We start from the raw sequence: 17,925 nt of genomic DNA, 5'->3' as shown, positions 1-17,925 counted from the left end.
ATGGAACTTCCGGCGGGGTGGGCGATCGCCACACTCGGCCAGGTTGCCGCCTGGGGAAGCGGGGGGACACCGAAAGCCGGGATGTCGGCCTATTACGGTGGAGGCATTCCCTGGGCCGTCATCGGTGACCTTTCGGACGGCCCGTTGAGCGAGACGGCTTCGACGCTCACGGAATCCGGACTCGCCAACAGTTCCGCCAAGTGGGTTCCGGCCGGTGCGGTCCTGATCGCTATGTACGGTTCGATCGGGAAGCTCGGAATCGCGGAGCGTCGTGTCACCACGAATCAGGCGATCGCCTACGCGGTTCCCGATGATCGCGTGATGGACCGCACGTTCCTCTTCTGGTACCTCCGCTCGCAGCGGGCCGAACTGCTCCGGGCGGGCAAAGGGGGCGCCCAGCAGAACATCAGTCAGACAGTTCTCAAGGCGTGGCCCGTTCCTGTCCCGCCCCTCGCGGAGCAGCACCGCATCGTGGAGAACCTCGAAGGCCACCTCTCCCGCCTCGATGCCGCTTCGAGGGACGTGGAGCTGGCGCGGGTCAAGTCGGACCGTCTGGTTGCCTCCGTGCACGGACGGGCCCTGGCCGGAAGCTACGCCAGGAGCGTGCGGGCGGACGAGGTGACGCGGTTTCCAGAAGTCCAGGAAGCCAGGACGAGGCCCACCCGTCGCCGCGGAGCGGACGCGGCGCCCACGGTGGTTCCCGGTTTCACCCCACCCGAGAACTGGCCCGTCGTCTCCCTCGGCTCACTGTGCCGTGAATCGGGATACGGCACCTCGACCAAGTGCGCTCATGAGGCCCCGGGATCTCCCGTGCTCCGCATCCCGAACGTCCAGGGCGGGTCCATCAACCTTTCGGACGTGAAGAACGCGGTGGACGACTCCACCGACTTGAGCAGGTATTTCCTGACGAAGGGAGACCTGCTTTTTGTGCGCACCAACGGCAGCCCCAGCCTCATCGGGCGTGTCGGTGTGGTGGAGGAAGACCTCCCCTGCGCTTTTGCCTCCTACCTGATCAGATTCCGTCTGACGCCCGGACCGGTCGAGCCTGCCTGGGTCCGTCTGGTCACCCAGAGCCCGCTCTGGCGACGCGAGATCGAGCGGCGAGCCGCGTCATCCGCCGGTCAGTACAACCTCAATATCGAATCGCTGGCCAGTCTGCCCGTTCCGTTGCCGCCCCTCGACGTACAGCGTGAAACACTCGCGGCTGTGGACGCGAGAGCCGATGCGGCGAAGCGGTTGGCCGGCTCGGCCCAACTGGCCAAGGCGCGAGCGGAACATCTGCACAGTTCGATTCTGCGCCGGGCATTCCACGGGCAACTGGTTTCTCAGGATCCCGGTGAAGAACCCGCGTCCGTCCCCCTGGCCCGTCTCCAGGCCGACCATGCCGCCCGGCCCCAGGCGAAACGGCCCCGCCGCGCTCCCGCCGCGCCCCGCACGGCGAAGCCCCCCGTCATACCGGCGCCGCCCACACCGGCGCCGCCCACACCGGCGCCGCCCGCACCGGCCCCCACCTCCGCACCCACCCACGCCGTACAGCAGGAGTTCGACCTGTGACCGCGCCCGCGTCCGCGTCCGCACCCGCCACCCCCGACCGGAGCGGCCTCCGCCCCGCCCCCGTCGAAGACAACATCGTGCTGGCTCCGCAGGCCGCCGCCCAGACGAACAGCCTCGTCGCCAAGCTCTGGAACTACTGCAACGTCCTGCGCGACAACGGCCTCTCCACCATCGAGTACGTCGAGCAGCTCTCGTATCTCCTCTTCCTCAAGATGGTCGACGAGATCAACGACGACCCCTTCTCGGAAGCCGACGCCGCCGAGATCGTGCCGACGGAGTACGCCTGGAAGTCCCTCGCCAAGAAGAAGGGCCAGGCGCTCGAACTGCACTACCGCAACATCCTCGACGCCCTCGGCACCCGCCCCGGCACCACCCTCGGCACCATTTTCACCAAGGCCCAGAACCGCATCACCGAGCCCGCTCTCCTCGAAAAGCTCGTCGTCGACCTCATCGGCAAGCAGGACTGGACGGTCGGCGACGCGGACCTCAAGGGCGACGCGTACGAGGGGCTGCTCGCCAAGGGCGCCGAGGACACCAAGACCGGCGCCGGCCAGTACTTCACGCCCCGCCCGCTGATCGACGCCATCGTCGAGGTGATGCGCCCCCGCCCCGAGGACACCATCACCGACCCCGCCTGCGGAACCGGCGGCTTCCTCATCGCCGCGCATTCCTACATCCGCAAGCACCACATGAGGGACCTCACCCGCGAACAGCGCCTCGCGCTCGGCGAGGGCAAGATCTGGGGCAACGAACTCGTCCCCGGCACCGCACGCCTCGCCGCGATGAACCTCCTGCTCCACGGCATCGGCAGCAGCGAGGGCAAGAGCCTGATCGACGTCGGTGACGCGCTCGCCACCAAGCCGGGCAACAAGCACGCGTCACTCGTGCTCGCCAACCCGCCGTTCGGCAAGAAGTCGGCGATCACCGTCATCGGTTCGGAAGGCAAGGCCGAGAAGGAGGACATCTCCTACGACCGCAACGACTTCCGCGCCACCACCACCAACAAGCAGCTCAACTTCCTTCAGCACATCATGTCGTTGACGGCCATCGATGGCCGGGCAGCCGTCGTCCTCCCCGACAACGTCCTCTTCGAGGGCGGCGCGGGCGAGAAGATCCGCCGACGCCTGCTGCACGAGTTCGACCTGCACACGATCCTGCGCCTGCCCACCGGCATCTTCTACGCGGGCGGCGTGAAGGCCAACGTCCTCTTCTTCGACAAGAAGACCCCCCGCGCCGACGGCAAGCCGCACACCACCGACGTCTGGGTGTACGACCTCCGCACCGCCAAGCACTTCACCCTCAAGCAGCGTCCGCTGACCCGCGCGGACCTGGAGGAGTTCGTCCAGGCGTACGGCGAGAAGCCGGCGGACCGCGTCGACACCTCCGCCGAGGACGGAGGCCGGTTCAAGGCGTACACGTACGACGAACTGGTCAAGCGGGACAAGGTCAACCTCGACCTCACCTGGATGAAGGACCCCGCCCTAGAGGACGCGGACAGCTTGCTGCCGCCCGAGGTGATCGCCGCCGAGATCGTCCAGGACCTTCAGGCCGCGCTCAGTGAGTTCGCGGCGATCGCCGAGGCGCTGGGCGGCGAGGTCCCGGCCGACGCCGAGCCGGAATAGCCTGCCGCTTCTGGTTTCGACTGAACGGATTCCCTTACCTATGTACGTCAGCCACCTTTACGTTGCGGACATCAAGGCGTTTCCACGTTCGAGAATGGTCGACCTCAATCTGACTCGACCTGATGGAACGCACGCCGGCTGGACCGTCCTCGCCGGTCGTAACGGGGCGGGGAAGACCACGCTCCTCCGCGCGTTGGCATTGGCCCTGAGCGGGCCGGGGGTCGCCCGCAGTCTTGTGCCCGACTTCGACAATTGGGTCACGCGAGGCGCGTCGGAGGGCAGCGTCGAGGTGGAGATCGCTCGGGACGCCGACTTCGATCGATTCACGCACGGCCGGCCGCCGAACAGTGCGTTCTGGGCCGGGATGAAATGGAAGGCACGGCACGACGGATCGTCGGACTCCCGATATGCGCATCGCAGAGGAAGCCAACCCTCGCTGGAGGAGATCCGCTATACGGACGCGCAGAGCAGTGCCGCTCGGAGAGGCCCTTGGTCCGACAACCCCGTCGGCTGGTTCTGTGCCGCCTATGGGCCGTTCCGGCGCATGGCCGGCGGTTCGGGAGAAGTGCAGCGACTCATGCTCGCCTCCGGACCCGTTGCCCGGCAGGCGAGCCTCTTCCATGAGGACGCCTCACTCGCCGAGGGTGTGACGTGGCTCATCGAACAACATCTGAGGGCGCTCGAAGGCCGCGACGGAGCTGAGCTCCTGAAGGCCGCTGCGCTGTCCATCCTGAGGGACGGCCTGCTTCCGGACGGGTACCGCATCCAAGATGTCGACTCCGAGGGGCTGTGGGTCGAACGCGACGGCCATCGCTTCCCGCTGCGCGAGATGAGCGATGGTTTCCGAACGGTTGCCGCCTTGGTCGTGGACATCCTCAAGCAGATCTACGACGCCTTCGGTGACCTGACGCTGGAGGACATCGAGGACGAGACAGTCTTCAACGAGGCTCCGGGCATCGTCATCATTGACGAGATCGACGCGCACCTCCACGTTTCCTGGCAGCGCCGCATCGGCCCCTGGCTCACCTCGCACTTTCCGAACATTCAGTTCATCGTCACCACGCACAGCCCCTACATCTGTCAGGCCGCCGACCCCGGCGGTCTGATTCGGTTGCCGGGGGTCAATGACGATGCCGCGCCGGAGGTGGTGTCGGAGGACCTGTACGAGAGAGTCGTCTACGGCAGCGGTGACGACGCGGTACTCTCCGACCTCTTCGGCCTCGACACCCCGTACTCCGAGCGGGCCGAGCAGGCCCGCGCCGAATTCGTGGCGTTGGAGTCCAAGGTGTACGAGGGGGACACCTCACCGGTCACCGTCGAGCGGTTCCAGGCGCTCAAGCACCTGCTCAGCAGCTCCCCGGCGGCGCGGGTTCAGGAGATGTCCGCGCAACTGCACCGCATCGCCGGAGAGATCGGGGACGGAGAGGACGGCGAGACGGAGTGATCCGGCTGGAACGCGCCGATCTGCCAACGGACACGGCGGCAAACCTCAAGACGTACACCCGGCAGATCGAGAAGACCGCTGAGAGCGGCCGCAAGGCCAAGGCGGCCGAGCTGTGGGCGCACACCACCGTCCGCCGACATGTACGCGACGGCCTCCTGGCCGCCCTCGCGGACATGGCCCCCGGCCATCAGCGCTGCATGTACTGCGGCGACAGCCAGGGCACGGACATCGACCACTTCGAGCCGAAGAGTCTGGCTCCGGTGCGTACCTTCGAGTGGCTCAACCACTTGCTGGCCTGTGCGTACTGCAACAGCAACCAGAAGCGGAACGCCTTTCCCCGGTCCAAGGGAGACGGCAGCGCGCTCCTCGTCGACCCCACGCTCGAAGATCCACTGGATCACCTGCGGCTGGTGCTGCCGCTGTGCACGTACAAAGGGCTGACACCCCAAGGCGAGGCGTGCATAGACGTGTTCGGACTCAACGCACGCGGTGTTCTCGTCAACGGTCGCAGGACGGCCTACGGGACCGCCAAGCAGTCGATCGAGCTGTGGCGCATCGCCACGGACCGGGGGCAGCACGACAAGGCTGCGGAGATCGTCCGGGTGGCCTGGGACCGCCCGCTCGCGGACGTCCTGGCCGGGATGTTCCACCAGTCCGGCCACGCGGCTGCGGAGCTGCTGTTCAGCGGCGAGGAGGAGACCCTCGGGCTGCTTCGGGACCAGGAATTGCGGGATGCGTTCCTGGCGTGCGCGTGACAGGACCCCGGCGAACCTGGCTGTGGTGAGGTCGAGTTCGCCGGGGTGTGGTGTGGGTCAGACGCTGATCCGGCCGTCTTTGACCGCCTTGACGAACGACGTCCAGCCGGCGGGGGAGAAGACGACGGCGGGGTTGGCGGGTGCCTTGCTGTCGCGGACGGGGATGACGGGGTGGCCTGCGGCGACCTCCAGGCATTCGCCCTGATTGGCGCCGCTGTAGCTGGACTTGAACCAGCCGGTGAAGCTGTGCTCAGCGTTGTGCATGCTCGTATTCCTCCGAAATGGCTCGGACCAGAGCCACTGAATCCAGATGTGGGAGGGCGTCGCCCAGAGCGAGAGCGTAGTCCGTGCTACAGGCTGCAACCAGCGCTGGATCATCGAGCAGGTTGCCGGTGTAGAGGCCCTCGGCGTAGGCGACCGGTGCAGCGTCGCGGAAGTCGAGCAGGTAGAGCATGCCTTCCAGCAGGGCGTGCGCACCGGCGGCGAACGGGAGAACATGGAGGCGCAGGCGCCCACTCTCGGCCATGTCGGCGATCTTGCGAAGCTGTTCCGCCATCACCTGTGGCCCGCCGATCGGTCGCCGGAGCACGGCTTCGTCGAGCAGCGTCCACGCCACCGGGCCGTCAGGTGCTTGGAGTAGCTTTCCCCGGTCCACACGATTGGCCACCGCCCGGTCCAGCTCGTCCTGAGTGAAGTTGGTCCGGGCCGCCTGGAACACGGCGCGGGCGTAGGACGGGGTCTGGAGCAAACCAGGGACGAGCTGGGATCCGTACTGCCTGAGCTCCGATGCCTCTCGCTCCAGATCTGCAACGGCCCTGAAGTAGTCGGCGTACTTCGACTCCAGGTCCTCCAGCCACCTGACAAAGAAGCCGTCAGTCCCCAACGCACGGTCGATCCGCTGCGCGTCATCCGGCTTCGGCAGCCGCCGCCCCGCCTCCCAATGACTGATGAGCGTGGGGGAACAGACCACCACCTCGCCCAAGGCCTCCTGGGTCAGCCCCGCCGCGATGCGTCGTAACCGCAGTTCCTCGCCGTACTTCTCCCGAGGCGTACGTGGCCTTCGCTTCGTCCCCATGTGGTGCAACTCCCGGTCTTGACGGACGCGCTGTCATCCCCAACCCCCTGGCAGCGTAGCGATCCGCGACCCCACCCTGTGATGAGTTCGCTACAGATAGCAGCGGATATGCGCCGCGGTGACCCCCGCGAACGCTGTAGACGGCCCGGGGGTGTGGCACCCCCCCCCAGAAAGCAGGCTCACGTGAAGCACGCTGTCGCCCGACTCTGTGAGCCGCTGACGCGGTTCCTGATCACCGGTTCCATGAAGCGACATCGACAGGAGCGGTCCCGCCGCACCCACGGCGTCGAGGTCGCCGCGTGAACGGCAAGGAGCGAGACGCATATCTGCCCGACGTGATCCGGTTGCTGCCGTGGACCGGATCGGAGGGCAAGCCCTGTTACGTCGTCGGGGACGGCAATGGCTATGTGTCACGCATGGCGGACGACATCGAGAGCATCCAGCTCGGCATGGCGGGCGACCTGCTCGGCCACGCAGCGGGTCTCCTGGCGGACCGCAAGGTCACCGGGGCGGAGATCCATTTCCTCGCCAACCGGTTGACCGAGTCGTTGCGGGACGTCAAGCGGGTCGCGGAGAGCCGTGGCGCGCGGCTGTGTGCGCCGGGGACCGGCCCGGACGGAGACCGACCGCAGCGCCAGGAACCGTGCGCCGGTGACACACCGGTGACCGCTGAGCCGGCCGCGCACGTACGCGACGAGTAGGCCCCGAACGGGTCCGCGCGGACGAGTCAGGGCGTGCGCATCAGGTTGCGGAGGTTGCCGACCAGCGCGGTGATGTCGCGTTCCCCCGGCTTCGCGGTGGCGGCGTCCGGGGCGTCGCCGGTGATCTGGGAAGGCGCACGGCAGGCGCGGCAGAGGCCGTCGGCAAGCGCCTCGGGCCGGCCGGGCACGCCGCATTCGGTGCACTCCATCATGAGGCGGCGAACGGGGCCGCCCGGGGCGGGACGCGGTGCCGTGACGGGCAGCTCGGGCGGGACCTTGGCGATGAGCCGACTGCGTACGAAGCCGACGGGGGAGTCGACCTGTGCGGGAAGTCCGGCGGTGAGCGCCCGGGTGAGGTAGTCCGCGTTCACGCCCCGGCTCAGCCAGGCGGAAGCCAGCTCTTCGAGCGCCGCGCAGTCGGCGGCGGAGAGGGTCAGGCGGGGCTCGCTGCGGCCGAGTTGGGCCAAGGCGAGGTACGCGGGCGAGGGAACGGCCGGGCCGGCTTCGGCGGAGGACCGCTGCTGGGGTACGAGCGGCACGAAGGGCGTGGGTGCGGGGACGGGGACGGGAGCGGGGGCGGGCTGTGGGGGTTCGGACGGCTGCACGGGCTCGGGTTGAGTCGTCCGGGCCGCTTCGGCCACGGGCCCCGCTGGCAGCGCGGCGGGTTCCGTCTCGGGCAGCGGAACGGTCCGCAGCGGAATGGTCCGTTGGTCCCCGGCCTGGGCGAAGGTGTTCCACCACTCGCTGTCGCGTGCGGTACGGGACCAGAAGGTTCGGGTGACCCAGCGGCTCTGGCTGTCCGCGTCGACGACCTGGCATCGCACACGCCGCAGATGACCTGCCGCGCTCAGGGCCCGCAGTGCGCTGCCGACCGCCATCTGCCCGTACAGGGGGAGCGCCTTGGCCAGCGACTTGACGTCCATGGCGCTTCCGTCGGGAAGCCGGTCGACATATCCGGCGACGAACCGCTCCCGCTCCGGCAACAGCGCGAAGTCGGCTGCACTGGAAGGGCTTTGCTCGGGTGCGGTGCGCTTGCCGTAGCTGCGGTTGGCTTTGGCGTACGGGCGCGAAGCCGCGAGCGAGGGCGGGGCAGGACTAAGGTTCTTGGTAGCCACGAGGTCGAATCCGATCGATCTTGGGGTCAGACCCCGGCCGGTGCAACTACACCGTGTCGGGGTCGATTTGTTGAGGGCAACGTATGCAGCCGTGACAGCGCGCCGCAACCCGGTCACGAATAGTCACACTTGCTGACCGTTACGGGTCCGGGAGGTGGGGAGGGTGTACCCAAACCCCTTCTTTTCCCTCCGGATAACTGCACCGCTCGAATCTCGGATCTTGCGTCTCGACCCTCGAATCTCGGAGCTCAAGCGTCGGGCCCGCGCTCGTTCCCGTACCCACGGAAGAGTGAGCGGTCCGCATCGCGTTCGAAGTAGGCGAGATCCGAGATCCGAGATCCGAGCGTCGAGTTACGAGCCCCGAGTGTCGAGTTCCGAGCGTCGAGCCGCCATCCACGGGACGGACGGGACCCGGACACCTCATGTGCCGCTTACCACCCGTCACATAACCTCGTGCGGGGCGGCCTCGCACGAGGGCGTGTCGTCCCTGCTCCGAGGAGGCGAAGGTGACCGGAACCGGCGCGCGTTGGCTCGCGGGCGCGCTGACGCTGGCCTGCGTGCTGCTTGTCGGCCCCAGCGCGCCGAACAGTGTCTCCCTCGCCAAGCCGCTGCCGGCGGGCGCCCCCGAGGAAGTCGTGCCGAACCGCGTCATGACGTGGAACATCTGCAACCCCTGCAAGGGGGGCGACCAGAACCTTGGCAGGGCGGCCGAGATCGCCACGTACGCGCCCCAGGTCATCGGCCTGCAAGAGGCGTGCGTGGGTGATGTCGAGAGGATCCGGGACCATCTGCGCTACATGTACGGGCTGGTCTACCACGTCGCGTACGGGTCGGTGCTTCAGCGCTGGAGCCGTTGCGGGGGAACGCCGTGGAGTCCGGGCGGTTTCGGTCAGGCCATCCTCTCGGCCGCCCCGTTGACCGACCGGGTGAACGTGGAGTACCCGGACGGCGGTTCCGAGGACCGCGGGTACCTGGCCGTCACCACCCTCGTGGACGGCCAACCCGTCCGGGTCTTCACCACGCATCTGGCCCAGCGGCGTCAGGAGGCGGTGCGCGCGAGGCAGACCGGCGTGCTGGCGAAGGCGGTCGCCCGGCACGAACGCGTCATCGTTCTCGGCGACTTCAACGCGGTGCCGGACACTGCCGAACTCACCGGGATGTGGGGCCTGGCCAAGGACGCGGACCCCGGGTGCGGCCCCTCGGCGATCGGTATGTGCAAGCCGACCACCGATTGGCGCAGCAAGTTCGACTACATCTTCCTGCGCGGCTTCGACTCGCTCGCACAGGAGGTGCATCTCACTCCGTACTCGGACCACGATCTGGTGCAAGCGGATCTGAGGCGGACGGCTTCCGGAACAGCGCCCCCCACATGAAATCCTCCCCGAACAGAGGCGAATCGGCCGGCTCGTCCCGCATCCGGCGCAGCTCGACCTCCTCCAGCCCTCCCGGCAGCCCAGCCATCGCCTCTCCCGTCGCCACCTCTCCCCTCAGCCCTTCCGGAGCCGTGAAGATCCAGCGCAGCGATTCCGCGGTGTACGCCAGACCGCCATGGAGCCGTGCTGTCCGGTAGAGCTCCACATCGGACAGCTCCGAGCCCATCCCCCCGGAGGCGAAGGCCCCGAGCGACAGATGGCCGCCGGGGGCCAGAACCCGTTCCACGTAAGCGAGATACGTGACGCGGCGGTGCGGCGGCAGATGGTGGAAGCAGCCGGAGTCATGGATCAGGTCGTACGGTCCCTCCGGCGCGCCCTCGGCGAAGGCGTCACCGCAGTGGAACCGGATGTCCGCGCCCGCCTCCCGGGCCCGTTCCCCCGCCCAGGCGATGGCCCCGGGCGACAGGTCGACCGCGTCCACCTCGAAGCCGAGCGAGGCGAGATGCAGGGCGTTGCGCCCCGGTCCGCAGCCCAGGTCGAGCGCGCGTCCGGGGGCGACCATCCCGCGTTCCACATACGAGACGAGCGTCTCGTCGGGCTTCGCCACGAAGAACGGCACCGGCTTCGACCGGTCCTCGTAGAACCCGTCCCACCAGTCCCCGGCCTTCTCCGTCCACCGGTCCGCCTCGGGCGCGAACAGGTCGTCCATGAGCCGCAGAACGTCCTCGACCGAGCGCACATTCCGGTCCATCCGGAACCCCCCTTCCGATGAGGGGAGTTTAGGAGGGTTCAGCATATAAGGCCAGGTCAGAGCGTGTATGCGGAATGCTTCAGTGGCGTACTGAACGCCAGGGGAGGATTGCGGGCCCCCTCCCTCCCGCCGTCCGGCACGCGGGCCGCTCCAGGCCCCCGGGAGGCCTCTGCGGGTGTCTCTGGCAGCCACCGCCGGGACGTGATTTCCACGTGTGCCCACGAGCTCCGAGCCGAGCCGTCCCGCCACCCGGAGACGCCACCCGGAAACGGCTCCCGGAGACACCACCCGGAGACGGCTCCCGGTCAGCGCGCGACGACCCCCTTGGGCAGCGGTGGATCCCCGGCGGCGACATCGTCCCCGTACGCCTCCCGCGCATCCGTCAGCTCCGGCAGATGCGTCGCCGCCCATGCGCAGCAGGCTGCCATCGGGCCGAGCAACGTACGTCCGAGCGCGCTCAGTTCGTAGTCGACCCGGGGCGGGGTCCCGTCGCCGACCGTACGGGTGATCAGGCCGTCCCGCTCCATCGAACGCAGCGTCTCCGTCAGCACCTTGGGTGTGATGCCGCGCAGCGGGACGCCCAGTTCGGAGAAGCGCCGGGGGCCGTCCTCCAGGCACCGGACGATCTTCGCGGTCCACTTGCCGCCGAGGCGGAACGGTGAATCGGTGTGGTCGCAGCCGGTGAACATTTCGGGATCAAGGGGTTGGCTCACGGCATCGAGCGTACGTAACTATCGTTGCGGAAACCATGGGGTGCGGGTCTAGCGTCCGCTGCACCGGCCCGCGGTGCGCGGGCCTCGGCGAGGGGAACCCCATGAGCAGCAGGATCGTCGTGTTCGGAGCGGGCGGACGTGCCGGAAGGCGTGCGGTCGCCGAGGCGGTCGCGCGCGGGCATCAGGTCACCGCGGTGGTGCGGGACCCCGCCGCGTACCCGGACCTCGCCGGCACCGGTGCCGGTGGCGTTGTGGGGGGTGCCGGCGGGGTGGATGTGGTCGCCGGAGATGTCACCGACGCGGACAGCGTCGCGGCGGTCGCAGACGGCCATGACGCGGCGATCAGCGCGGCGGGACGGATGGACATGTCCTCGACCGAGTTCTTCGTGGGCGCGGCCCACGCGCTGCTGGACGGTCTGCACCGCGCGGGGGTGGGCAGGCTGGTTCTGGTCGGGATCGGTTCCACGCTGGAGACGGCGCCGGGGGTCATGGTCCACGACGCCCCGGGCTTCCCGGCGGAGGCCCGTGCATTCTCGCTCGGCCACGCCGCAGAACTGGACGCGCTGCGCGCCGCCGATACGGACGTCGACTGGCTCGTGATCGCCCCGCCGCCCGTGATGCTGGACGACGAGGCGGAGCGCACCGGGCGGTACCGGACCGGCGGCGAGCAGGTGATGGCCGACGGTGCCCCGTCCTTCTCCTACGCCGATCTGGCGGTCGCGCTGATCGACGAGATCGAGACCCCGAAGCACCGGCGCTCGCTCATGGCGGTGGCCGGCTGAGCGCACCCGCCCCGGCACGCGCTGTCGGGGCACGGGTTCCGGCACGGACCGGAGGACTCATCCGTCAGATGGCCACGGCCGACACATCGGCCCCCGGTAGCGTGGCGGCGTACGCCTTGATGTCGTCGGCGTCGGAGGTCAGTACGACGCCTCCGCCATGTGCGGCAGCGATGAAGACGGCCAGCGCGTCCACCGGGTCGGGGCGCTTCTTGGGCGGCAGCGCGGCAGCGCCGATCATGTCGCCGATCGTCTTCCAGTCCTCGATGGCCATTCCCCCCGCGCAGGGGAGGCAACGAGGCACCTGGTCCGGGGAGAAGCGGGTCCTGGCTCCGGGGTGGACGACAACATCGGCGAGAAGGCGCTTCCACGCGTAGGCGGTCTTCGGGCTTGTGCGCCAAGCCTGTGAGAGGGCGGGACCCGGAGCGATCGGCTGGTGTCCACCGGCCGTGACGAAGCCTTTGTGCAGGATGTGCGCCCGGCGTTCCTGGCTCACCAGCGCCATCAGCATCCCGGTGTCGTAGACGATGACAGTCACGCGGCGGCCTCATCGCGGGAGGGCCGGCCGATGATCGCTTCGACCTCCGCCCGTTCCTCCCTGGTCAGTTCGATCTCGTCGCCTGCCCACGTGCCGGTTCCCGCCTGTTCCTCGGCCTCCGCGCGGGCTTCCTCGAACGGCTTGAAGATCCTCCTGACGCGGTCCTGCTGGTCCATCTGCGCCTGGGCGGCGATCGTGAGGAACGTGGAAACGTCGAGTCCGGCGTCTGCCGCATGCTCTCTGATCCGGTCGCGGACCTCGGCCGACATGCTGATCGAAAAGCGCTCGGTTGCCATATCGCCACCGTAACACCGAGTGTTACGGGGTGGCTCCGGTTCGGCGTACGTCAGTTGCCGGCGGGGCTCACCGCTGTCAGCCCCGCCCAGTACCGTCACCACCATGTCCACCACGTCGTCCACGGCCCCCTCCACGCCGAACATGGCTGTCCTCGAAGGTGTGCTTGAGCGCATCACGTACGCCAACGAGGAGAACGGCTACACGGTCGCGCGCGTCGACACCGGGCGGGGGAGCAACGATCTGCTCACCGTCGTCGGGTCGCTGCTCGGGGCGCAGCCCGGTGAGTCGCTGCGGATGGAGGGGAGATGGAGCTCCCACTCCCAGTACGGCAAGCAGTTCACCGTCGAGAACTACACGACGGTCCTCCCCGCCACCATCCAGGGCATCCGCCGCTACCTCGGATCCGGGCTGATCAAGGGCATCGGCCCGGTCATGGCCGACCGGATCACCACCCACTTCGGCGTGGACACCCTCGACATCATCGAGCAGGAGCCGAAGCGTCTGGTCGAGGTCCCCGGGCTCGGGCCGAAGCGGACGAAGATGATCGCCGCCGCCTGGGAGGAGCAGAAGGCGATCAAGGAGGTCATGATCTTCCTCCAGAGCGTCGGCGTCTCGACCTCCATCGCCGTCCGTATCTACAAGAAGTACGAGGACGCCTCGATCTCCGTCGTGAAGAACCAGCCCTACCGGCTGGCCGCGGACGTCTGGGGCATCGGCTTCCTCACCGCCGACCGGATCGCGCAGGCCGTCGGCATTCCGCACGACAGCCCGGAGCGGGTCAAGGCCGGGCTCCAGTACGCGCTGTCGCAGTCCAGCGACCAGGGCCACTGCTTCCTGCCCGAGGAGCGGCTGATCGCGGACGCGGTCAAGCTCCTCCAGGTCGACACCGGGCTCGTCATCGAGTGCCTGGCCGAGCTCGCCGCGGAGCCGGAGGGCGTCGTGCGGGAGAAGGTGCCGTCGCCCGAGGGCGGTGAGCCGATCACGGCTGTCTATCTGGTGCCGTTCCACCGGGCCGAGATCTCTCTCGCCTCGCAGGTGCGGCGGCTGCTGCGGACGCCGGAGGAGCGGATGCCCGCCTTCGGCGACGTGGACTGGGACGCCGCGCTGAAGTGGCTCGCGGGGCGTACGGGGGCGACGCTCGCGCCCGAGCAGGAGGCCGCCGTGCGGCTCGCGCTCAGCCGGAAGGTGGCCGTGCTGACCGGGGGGCCCGGCTGCGGGAAGTCGTTCACCGTCCGGTCGATCGTGGAGCTGGCCCGCGCGAAGAAGGCGAAAGTGGTGCTGGCCGCCCCCACCGGCCGGGCGGCGAAGCGGCTCTCCGAGCTGACCGGCGCCGAGGCCTCCACCGTGCACCGGCTGCTGGAGCTCAAGCCGGGCGGGGACGCGGCGTACGACCGGGACCGGCCGCTGGACGCCGATCTCGTCGTCGTCGACGAGGCGTCCATGCTCGATCTGCTGCTCGCCAACAAGCTGGTCAAGGCCGTGGCGCCCGGCGCCCATCTGCTGCTGGTCGGCGATGTGGACCAGCTGCCCTCGGTCGGCGCGGGGGAGGTGCTGCGCGATCTGCTCGCCGGCGGCAGCCCCGTCCCCGCCGTCCGGCTGACCACCATCTTCCGTCAGGCCCAGCAGTCCGGCGTCGTCACCAACGCCCACCGGATCAACTCCGGCACACCGCCCCTCACCCAGGGGCTCAGCGACTTCTTCCTCTTCGTGGCGGACGAGACGGAGGACGCGGGCGTGCTGGCGGTGGACGTCGCGGCCCGGCGTATTCCGGCCAAGTTCGGGCTGAACCCGCGCCGGGACGTGCAGGTGCTCGCCCCGATGCACCGGGGCCCCGCCGGAGCCGGTCATCTCAACGGGCTGCTCCAGCAGGCCATCACCCCGGGCCGCCCCGGACTGCCCGAGAAGCGGTTCGGCGGGCGGGTGTTCCGCGTCGGCGACAAGGTCACCCAGATCCGCAACAACTACGACAAGGGGGAGAACGGCGTCTTCAACGGGACCGTCGGCGTCGTCACCGCCCTTGACCTGGACGAACAGAAGCTGAGCGTGCTCACGGACGAGGACGAGGAGATCTCCTACGACTTCGACGAGCTCGACGAGCTGTCCCACGCGTACGCCATGACGATCCATCGCTCCCAGGGCAGCGAGTACCCGGCCGTCGTCATCCCCGTGACCAAGAGCGCCTGGATGATGCTCCAGCGGAACCTGCTGTACACGGCTGTGACCAGGGCCAAGAAACTCGTCGTGCTGGTCGGCTCCCGGCAGGCGATCGGCCAGGCGGTCCGGACGGTTTCCGCAGGCAGACGCTGTACGGCGCTGGATTACCGGCTGCGCGGAGGCGCGGAAGGAGGATCCTCGGAAAAAATGATCGATCAAATCGGTGGGAAACATCACGGAGGTCTTCCGCAACCGCAGTCAAGGGGGCAGGATGAATAAGTTCGCGGCACTCAGTGCCGCGAGTAGGTCCAATGGACGACCCCGAGTGCACTCTCCTGAGCCAAATGGGGGAGGGTGGAGACAGTCAGGGAACCTCGAAGAAGAGGCACTACGTCGGTGAGGGATGACGTGAGCGAGCACACCAACAACGCTGTAGTACTGCGGTACGGCGATGGCGAGTACACCTACCCGGTGATCGACAGCACCGTCGGCGACAAGGGCTTCGACATCGGGAAGCTCCGGGCGAACACCGGTCTGGTGACGCTGGACAGCGGATACGGCAACACCGCTGCCTATAAATCGGCCATCACCTACCTCGATGGCGAACAGGGCATTCTGCGCTACCGCGGCTACCCCATCGAGCAGCTCGCCGAGCAGTCGACGTTCCTTGAGGTCGCGTACACGCTCATCAACGGTGAGCTTCCGAAGGTCGACGAGCTGTCGACCTTCAAGAACGAGATCACCCAGCACACGCTGCTGCACGAGGACGTCAAGCGGTTCTTCGACGGCTTCCCGCGCGACGCCCACCCGATGGCCATGCTGTCCTCGGTCGTCAGCGCGCTGTCCACGTTCTACCAGGACAGCCACAACCCGTTCGACGAGGAGCAGCGCCACCTCTCGACGATCCGGCTGCTGGCCAAGCTGCCGACCATCGCGGCGTACGCGTACAAGAAGTCGATCGGTCACCCGTTCGTCTACCCGCGCAACGACCTCGGCTACGTCGAGAACTTCCTGCGCATGACCTTCTCGGTCCCCGCCCAGGAGTACGAGCTCGACCCGGTCGTCGTCTCGGCCCTCGACAAGCTGCTCATCCTGCACGCGGACCACGAGCAGAACTGTTCGACCTCCACCGTGCGTCTGGTCGGCTCCTCGCAGGCGAACATGTTCGCCTCGATCTCCGCCGGCATCTCGGCGCTGTGGGGCCCGCTGCACGGTGGTGCCAACCAGTCGGTGCTGGAGATGCTCGAAGGCATCCAGGCCAACGGCGGCGACGTCGACAGCTTCATCCAGAAGGTGAAGAACAAGGAGGACGGCGTCCGCCTGATGGGCTTCGGCCACCGGGTGTACAAGTCCTTCGACCCGCGCGCCAAGATCATCAAGGCCGCGGCCCACGATGTGCTGTCCTCGCTCGGCAAGTCCGACGAGCTGCTCGACATCGCGCTCAAGCTGGAGGAGCACGCGCTCAACGACGAGTACTTCGTCTCGCGCAACCTCTACCCCAACGTGGACTTCTACACCGGTCTGATCTACCGGGCCATGGGCTTCCCGAGCGAGATGTTCACCGTGCTCTTCGCGCTCGGCCGCCTTCCGGGCTGGATCGCCCAGTGGCACGAGATGATCAAGGAGCCGGGTTCCCGCATCGGCCGCCCGCGCCAGATCTACACCGGCGAGGTCCTGCGCGACTTCGTCCCGGTCGAGGGTCGCTGACCCCCGCACCGCCCCGTACCACCCCGGCCCTGCGGGCCGGTTGCCTTCGCCCCGACTGCCGCGCTTTCGTACAGAGCGCGGTGTCCGGGGCGATTTGCTTGCCCGGGGCGGGGCGGGGCGGGGCGGGATGTGCTCGTGTGTCTGTGTACGCCCGTGTGCCCGCGCGCCGCGTCCGCGCTTGTGGGAGCGCTCCCGCGTTATGCGAGAAGCGCCTCGCCGTCGATCCCCCCACGGGCCGACAACGAGGCGCTTCCCATTCCCGGAGCGGATTCCCCCCACGGGATCCGGCCGGGCGTTCAGTGGGAGCCGAAGCTCCTGGGTTCCTCGGTACTGCTGATTCGTACTGGTCCTGCGGTCCTGCGGGTCCTGCTGGGGCGTGCGCTTCCGCGTACCGCCTGCGCGTGCTGCCTGCGGTCTGCCGGGGTACGTACCTACGGGAGGGCCGCTCAAAGCTCCCCGTGCACGTGCCCCGGCCCACGTCTGCCCGGAGCGTCCCCCAAGACCCTCCGTCGGATGTCCCCCAAGACATCCCTGCATCGCACTCTAAGACCTACGAGCCCACCGAATGGTTACCCCCCAAACGGTGTGATCTAAATCTCCTTGTGGAAATTACGTGAAGGACCGCAGGCGCAGGCTGTTCATCACGACGAAGACCGAGGAGAAGGCCATCGCCGCTCCAGCAATCATAGGGTTGAGCAGGCCAAATGCCGCAAGGGGTAGAGCAGCAACGTTATAACCGAACGCCCAGAAAAGGTTGCCCCTGATGGTGGTCAGGGTGCGTCGGGAGAGTCGGATGGCATCAGCGGTCACCTTGAGATCTCCACGAACCAGCGTCAGGTCGCTCGCCTCGATCGCGGCGTCCGTGCCGGTTCCCATCGCCAGACCGAGGTCTGCGGTGGCCAGCGCGGCCGCGTCGTTGACCCCGTCACCGACCATGGCGACCGCCCGCCCCTGAGCCTGCAACCCCTCGATGACGTGTGCTTTCTCCTCGGGCAGCACCTCGGCGTACACCTCGTCGATGCCGACCTCGGCCGCGACCGCCTCCGCCACGGCCCGGTTGTCACCGGTCAGCAGGATGGGTGTCAGGCCGAGTGCGCGCAGCCGGCCGATCGCTTCCGCGCTGGTGTCCTTGACCGCGTCGGCCACCTCCAGGACCGCCCGCGCCTCGCCGTCCCAGGCGACCGCGATCGCGGTACGGCCCGCGGCCTCCGCCTCCGCCTTGCGGCGGGCCAGCTCCACGGGCAGGTGGATGTCCCACTGTTCCAGCAGCTGTTCGCGGCCGACGAGGACGGCGTGGCCCTCGACGATGCCCTGGACGCCGAGTCCGGGGACGTTGGTGAAGTCCTC

The 17,925-nt window shown here is 68.3% G+C and carries 17 protein-coding genes; 9 read left to right on the top strand and 8 right to left on the bottom strand.

The genetic code is table 11. The features are described from left to right. From ACZ4LX_RS17375 to ACZ4LX_RS17360, 4 genes are all read left to right on the top strand, one after another. Entirely contained in the window at positions 1-1,554 is a 1,554-nt protein-coding gene (locus ACZ4LX_RS17375; RefSeq protein WP_467645132.1) for a restriction endonuclease subunit S, read from the top strand. Between the two features lie 77 nt (positions 1,555-1,631). Continuing rightward, positions 1,632-3,176 carry a class I SAM-dependent DNA methyltransferase gene (locus ACZ4LX_RS17370; protein ID WP_467645137.1) on the top strand — a complete coding sequence of 515 codons (1,545 nt, stop codon included), beginning with the start codon at positions 1,632-1,634 and terminating at the stop codon, positions 3,174-3,176. Then, positions 3,112-4,620 carry an AAA family ATPase gene (locus ACZ4LX_RS17365; protein ID WP_467721210.1) on the top strand — a complete coding sequence of 503 codons (1,509 nt, stop codon included), beginning with the start codon at positions 3,112-3,114 and terminating at the stop codon, positions 4,618-4,620. Before ACZ4LX_RS17370 ends, ACZ4LX_RS17365 begins: the two co-directional genes overlap by 65 nt. Next, positions 4,617-5,375, top strand: coding sequence for an HNH endonuclease family protein (locus ACZ4LX_RS17360; RefSeq protein ID WP_467645070.1), 759 nt, complete (start codon positions 4,617-4,619; stop codon positions 5,373-5,375). Before ACZ4LX_RS17365 ends, ACZ4LX_RS17360 begins: the two co-directional genes overlap by 4 nt. Before the next feature lie 57 nt (positions 5,376-5,432). Here the strand turns inward: ACZ4LX_RS17360 and ACZ4LX_RS17355 are convergent, their stop codons facing one another. Together ACZ4LX_RS17355 and ACZ4LX_RS17350 are read right to left on the bottom strand one after the other, a co-directional pair. Next, the gene (locus ACZ4LX_RS17355; RefSeq protein ID WP_467645074.1) at positions 5,433-5,639 is read right to left on the bottom strand and encodes a DUF397 domain-containing protein; all 207 of its coding nucleotides are present in this window, start codon (positions 5,637-5,639) and stop codon (positions 5,433-5,435) included. Continuing rightward, entirely contained in the window at positions 5,626-6,450 is an 825-nt protein-coding gene (locus tag ACZ4LX_RS17350; protein WP_467645079.1) for a helix-turn-helix domain-containing protein, read from the bottom strand. Before ACZ4LX_RS17350 ends, ACZ4LX_RS17355 begins: the two co-directional genes overlap by 14 nt. A gap of 299 nt (positions 6,451-6,749) precedes the next feature. On the opposite strand from ACZ4LX_RS17350, the gene ACZ4LX_RS17345 reads away from it, so the two are divergent. Further along, positions 6,750-7,151 carry a hypothetical protein gene (locus ACZ4LX_RS17345; protein ID WP_467645083.1) on the top strand — a complete coding sequence of 134 codons (402 nt, stop codon included), beginning with the start codon at positions 6,750-6,752 and terminating at the stop codon, positions 7,149-7,151. A gap of 26 nt (positions 7,152-7,177) precedes the next feature. Here ACZ4LX_RS17345 and ACZ4LX_RS17340 read toward each other — a convergent pair whose 3' ends face one another. Beyond that, the gene (locus ACZ4LX_RS17340; protein WP_467645087.1) at positions 7,178-8,266 is read right to left on the bottom strand and encodes a MarR family transcriptional regulator; all 1,089 of its coding nucleotides are present in this window, start codon (positions 8,264-8,266) and stop codon (positions 7,178-7,180) included. A gap of 506 nt (positions 8,267-8,772) precedes the next feature. On the opposite strand from ACZ4LX_RS17340, the gene ACZ4LX_RS17335 reads away from it, so the two are divergent. After that, entirely contained in the window at positions 8,773-9,639 is an 867-nt protein-coding gene (locus ACZ4LX_RS17335) for an endonuclease/exonuclease/phosphatase family protein (protein WP_467645091.1), read from the top strand. Here the strand turns inward: ACZ4LX_RS17335 and ACZ4LX_RS17330 are convergent. Both ACZ4LX_RS17330 and ACZ4LX_RS17325 read right to left on the bottom strand, forming a co-directional pair. Next, positions 9,563-10,390, bottom strand: a complete 828-nt coding sequence (locus ACZ4LX_RS17330; protein WP_467645093.1) for a class I SAM-dependent methyltransferase — start codon at positions 10,388-10,390, stop codon at positions 9,563-9,565. The genes ACZ4LX_RS17335 and ACZ4LX_RS17330 overlap by 77 nt on opposite strands. Positions 10,391-10,695: 305 nt before the next feature. Then, positions 10,696-11,079 (bottom strand): winged helix-turn-helix transcriptional regulator, encoded by a 384-nt coding sequence (locus ACZ4LX_RS17325; protein WP_467645147.1) that lies wholly within the window; start codon positions 11,077-11,079, stop codon positions 10,696-10,698. 125 nt (positions 11,080-11,204) lie between these two features. Here ACZ4LX_RS17325 and ACZ4LX_RS17320 point away from each other — a divergent pair, with 125 nt between their 5' ends. After that, positions 11,205-11,885, top strand: coding sequence for an NAD(P)-dependent oxidoreductase (locus ACZ4LX_RS17320; protein WP_467645095.1), 681 nt, complete (start codon positions 11,205-11,207; stop codon positions 11,883-11,885). 64 nt (positions 11,886-11,949) lie between these two features. Here ACZ4LX_RS17320 and ACZ4LX_RS17315 read toward each other — a convergent pair whose 3' ends face one another. Continuing rightward, on the bottom strand, positions 11,950-12,420 hold the full coding sequence (locus ACZ4LX_RS17315; RefSeq protein ID WP_467645098.1) for a hypothetical protein: 471 nt from the start codon (positions 12,418-12,420) through the stop codon (positions 11,950-11,952). Next, on the bottom strand, positions 12,417-12,839 hold the full coding sequence (locus ACZ4LX_RS17310; protein WP_467645100.1) for a hypothetical protein: 423 nt from the start codon (positions 12,837-12,839) through the stop codon (positions 12,417-12,419). The genes ACZ4LX_RS17315 and ACZ4LX_RS17310 overlap by 4 nt, the downstream gene beginning before the upstream one ends. Between ACZ4LX_RS17310 and recD2 the strand changes: the two genes are divergently transcribed. Next, positions 12,820-15,150, top strand: coding sequence for an SF1B family DNA helicase RecD2 (gene recD2 / locus ACZ4LX_RS17305; RefSeq protein ID WP_467645103.1), 2,331 nt, complete (start codon positions 12,820-12,822; stop codon positions 15,148-15,150). The genes ACZ4LX_RS17310 and recD2 overlap by 20 nt on opposite strands. A gap of 129 nt (positions 15,151-15,279) precedes the next feature. Then, entirely contained in the window at positions 15,280-16,578 is a 1,299-nt protein-coding gene (locus ACZ4LX_RS17300; RefSeq protein WP_467645106.1) for a citrate synthase, read from the top strand. A 609-nt stretch (positions 16,579-17,187) separates the two neighbouring features. Here the strand turns inward: ACZ4LX_RS17300 and ACZ4LX_RS17295 are convergent. Next, positions 17,188-17,925, bottom strand: a 738-nt coding sequence (locus ACZ4LX_RS17295) for a heavy metal translocating P-type ATPase (RefSeq protein ID WP_467645109.1), incomplete at its 5' end; no start/stop codon positions are given.

This window comes from Streptomyces sp. NPDC026062, assembly GCF_055568375.1.
The sequence above is the reverse complement of the archived record's forward strand: the minus strand, read 5'-3'. Positions and strand labels throughout refer to the sequence as shown.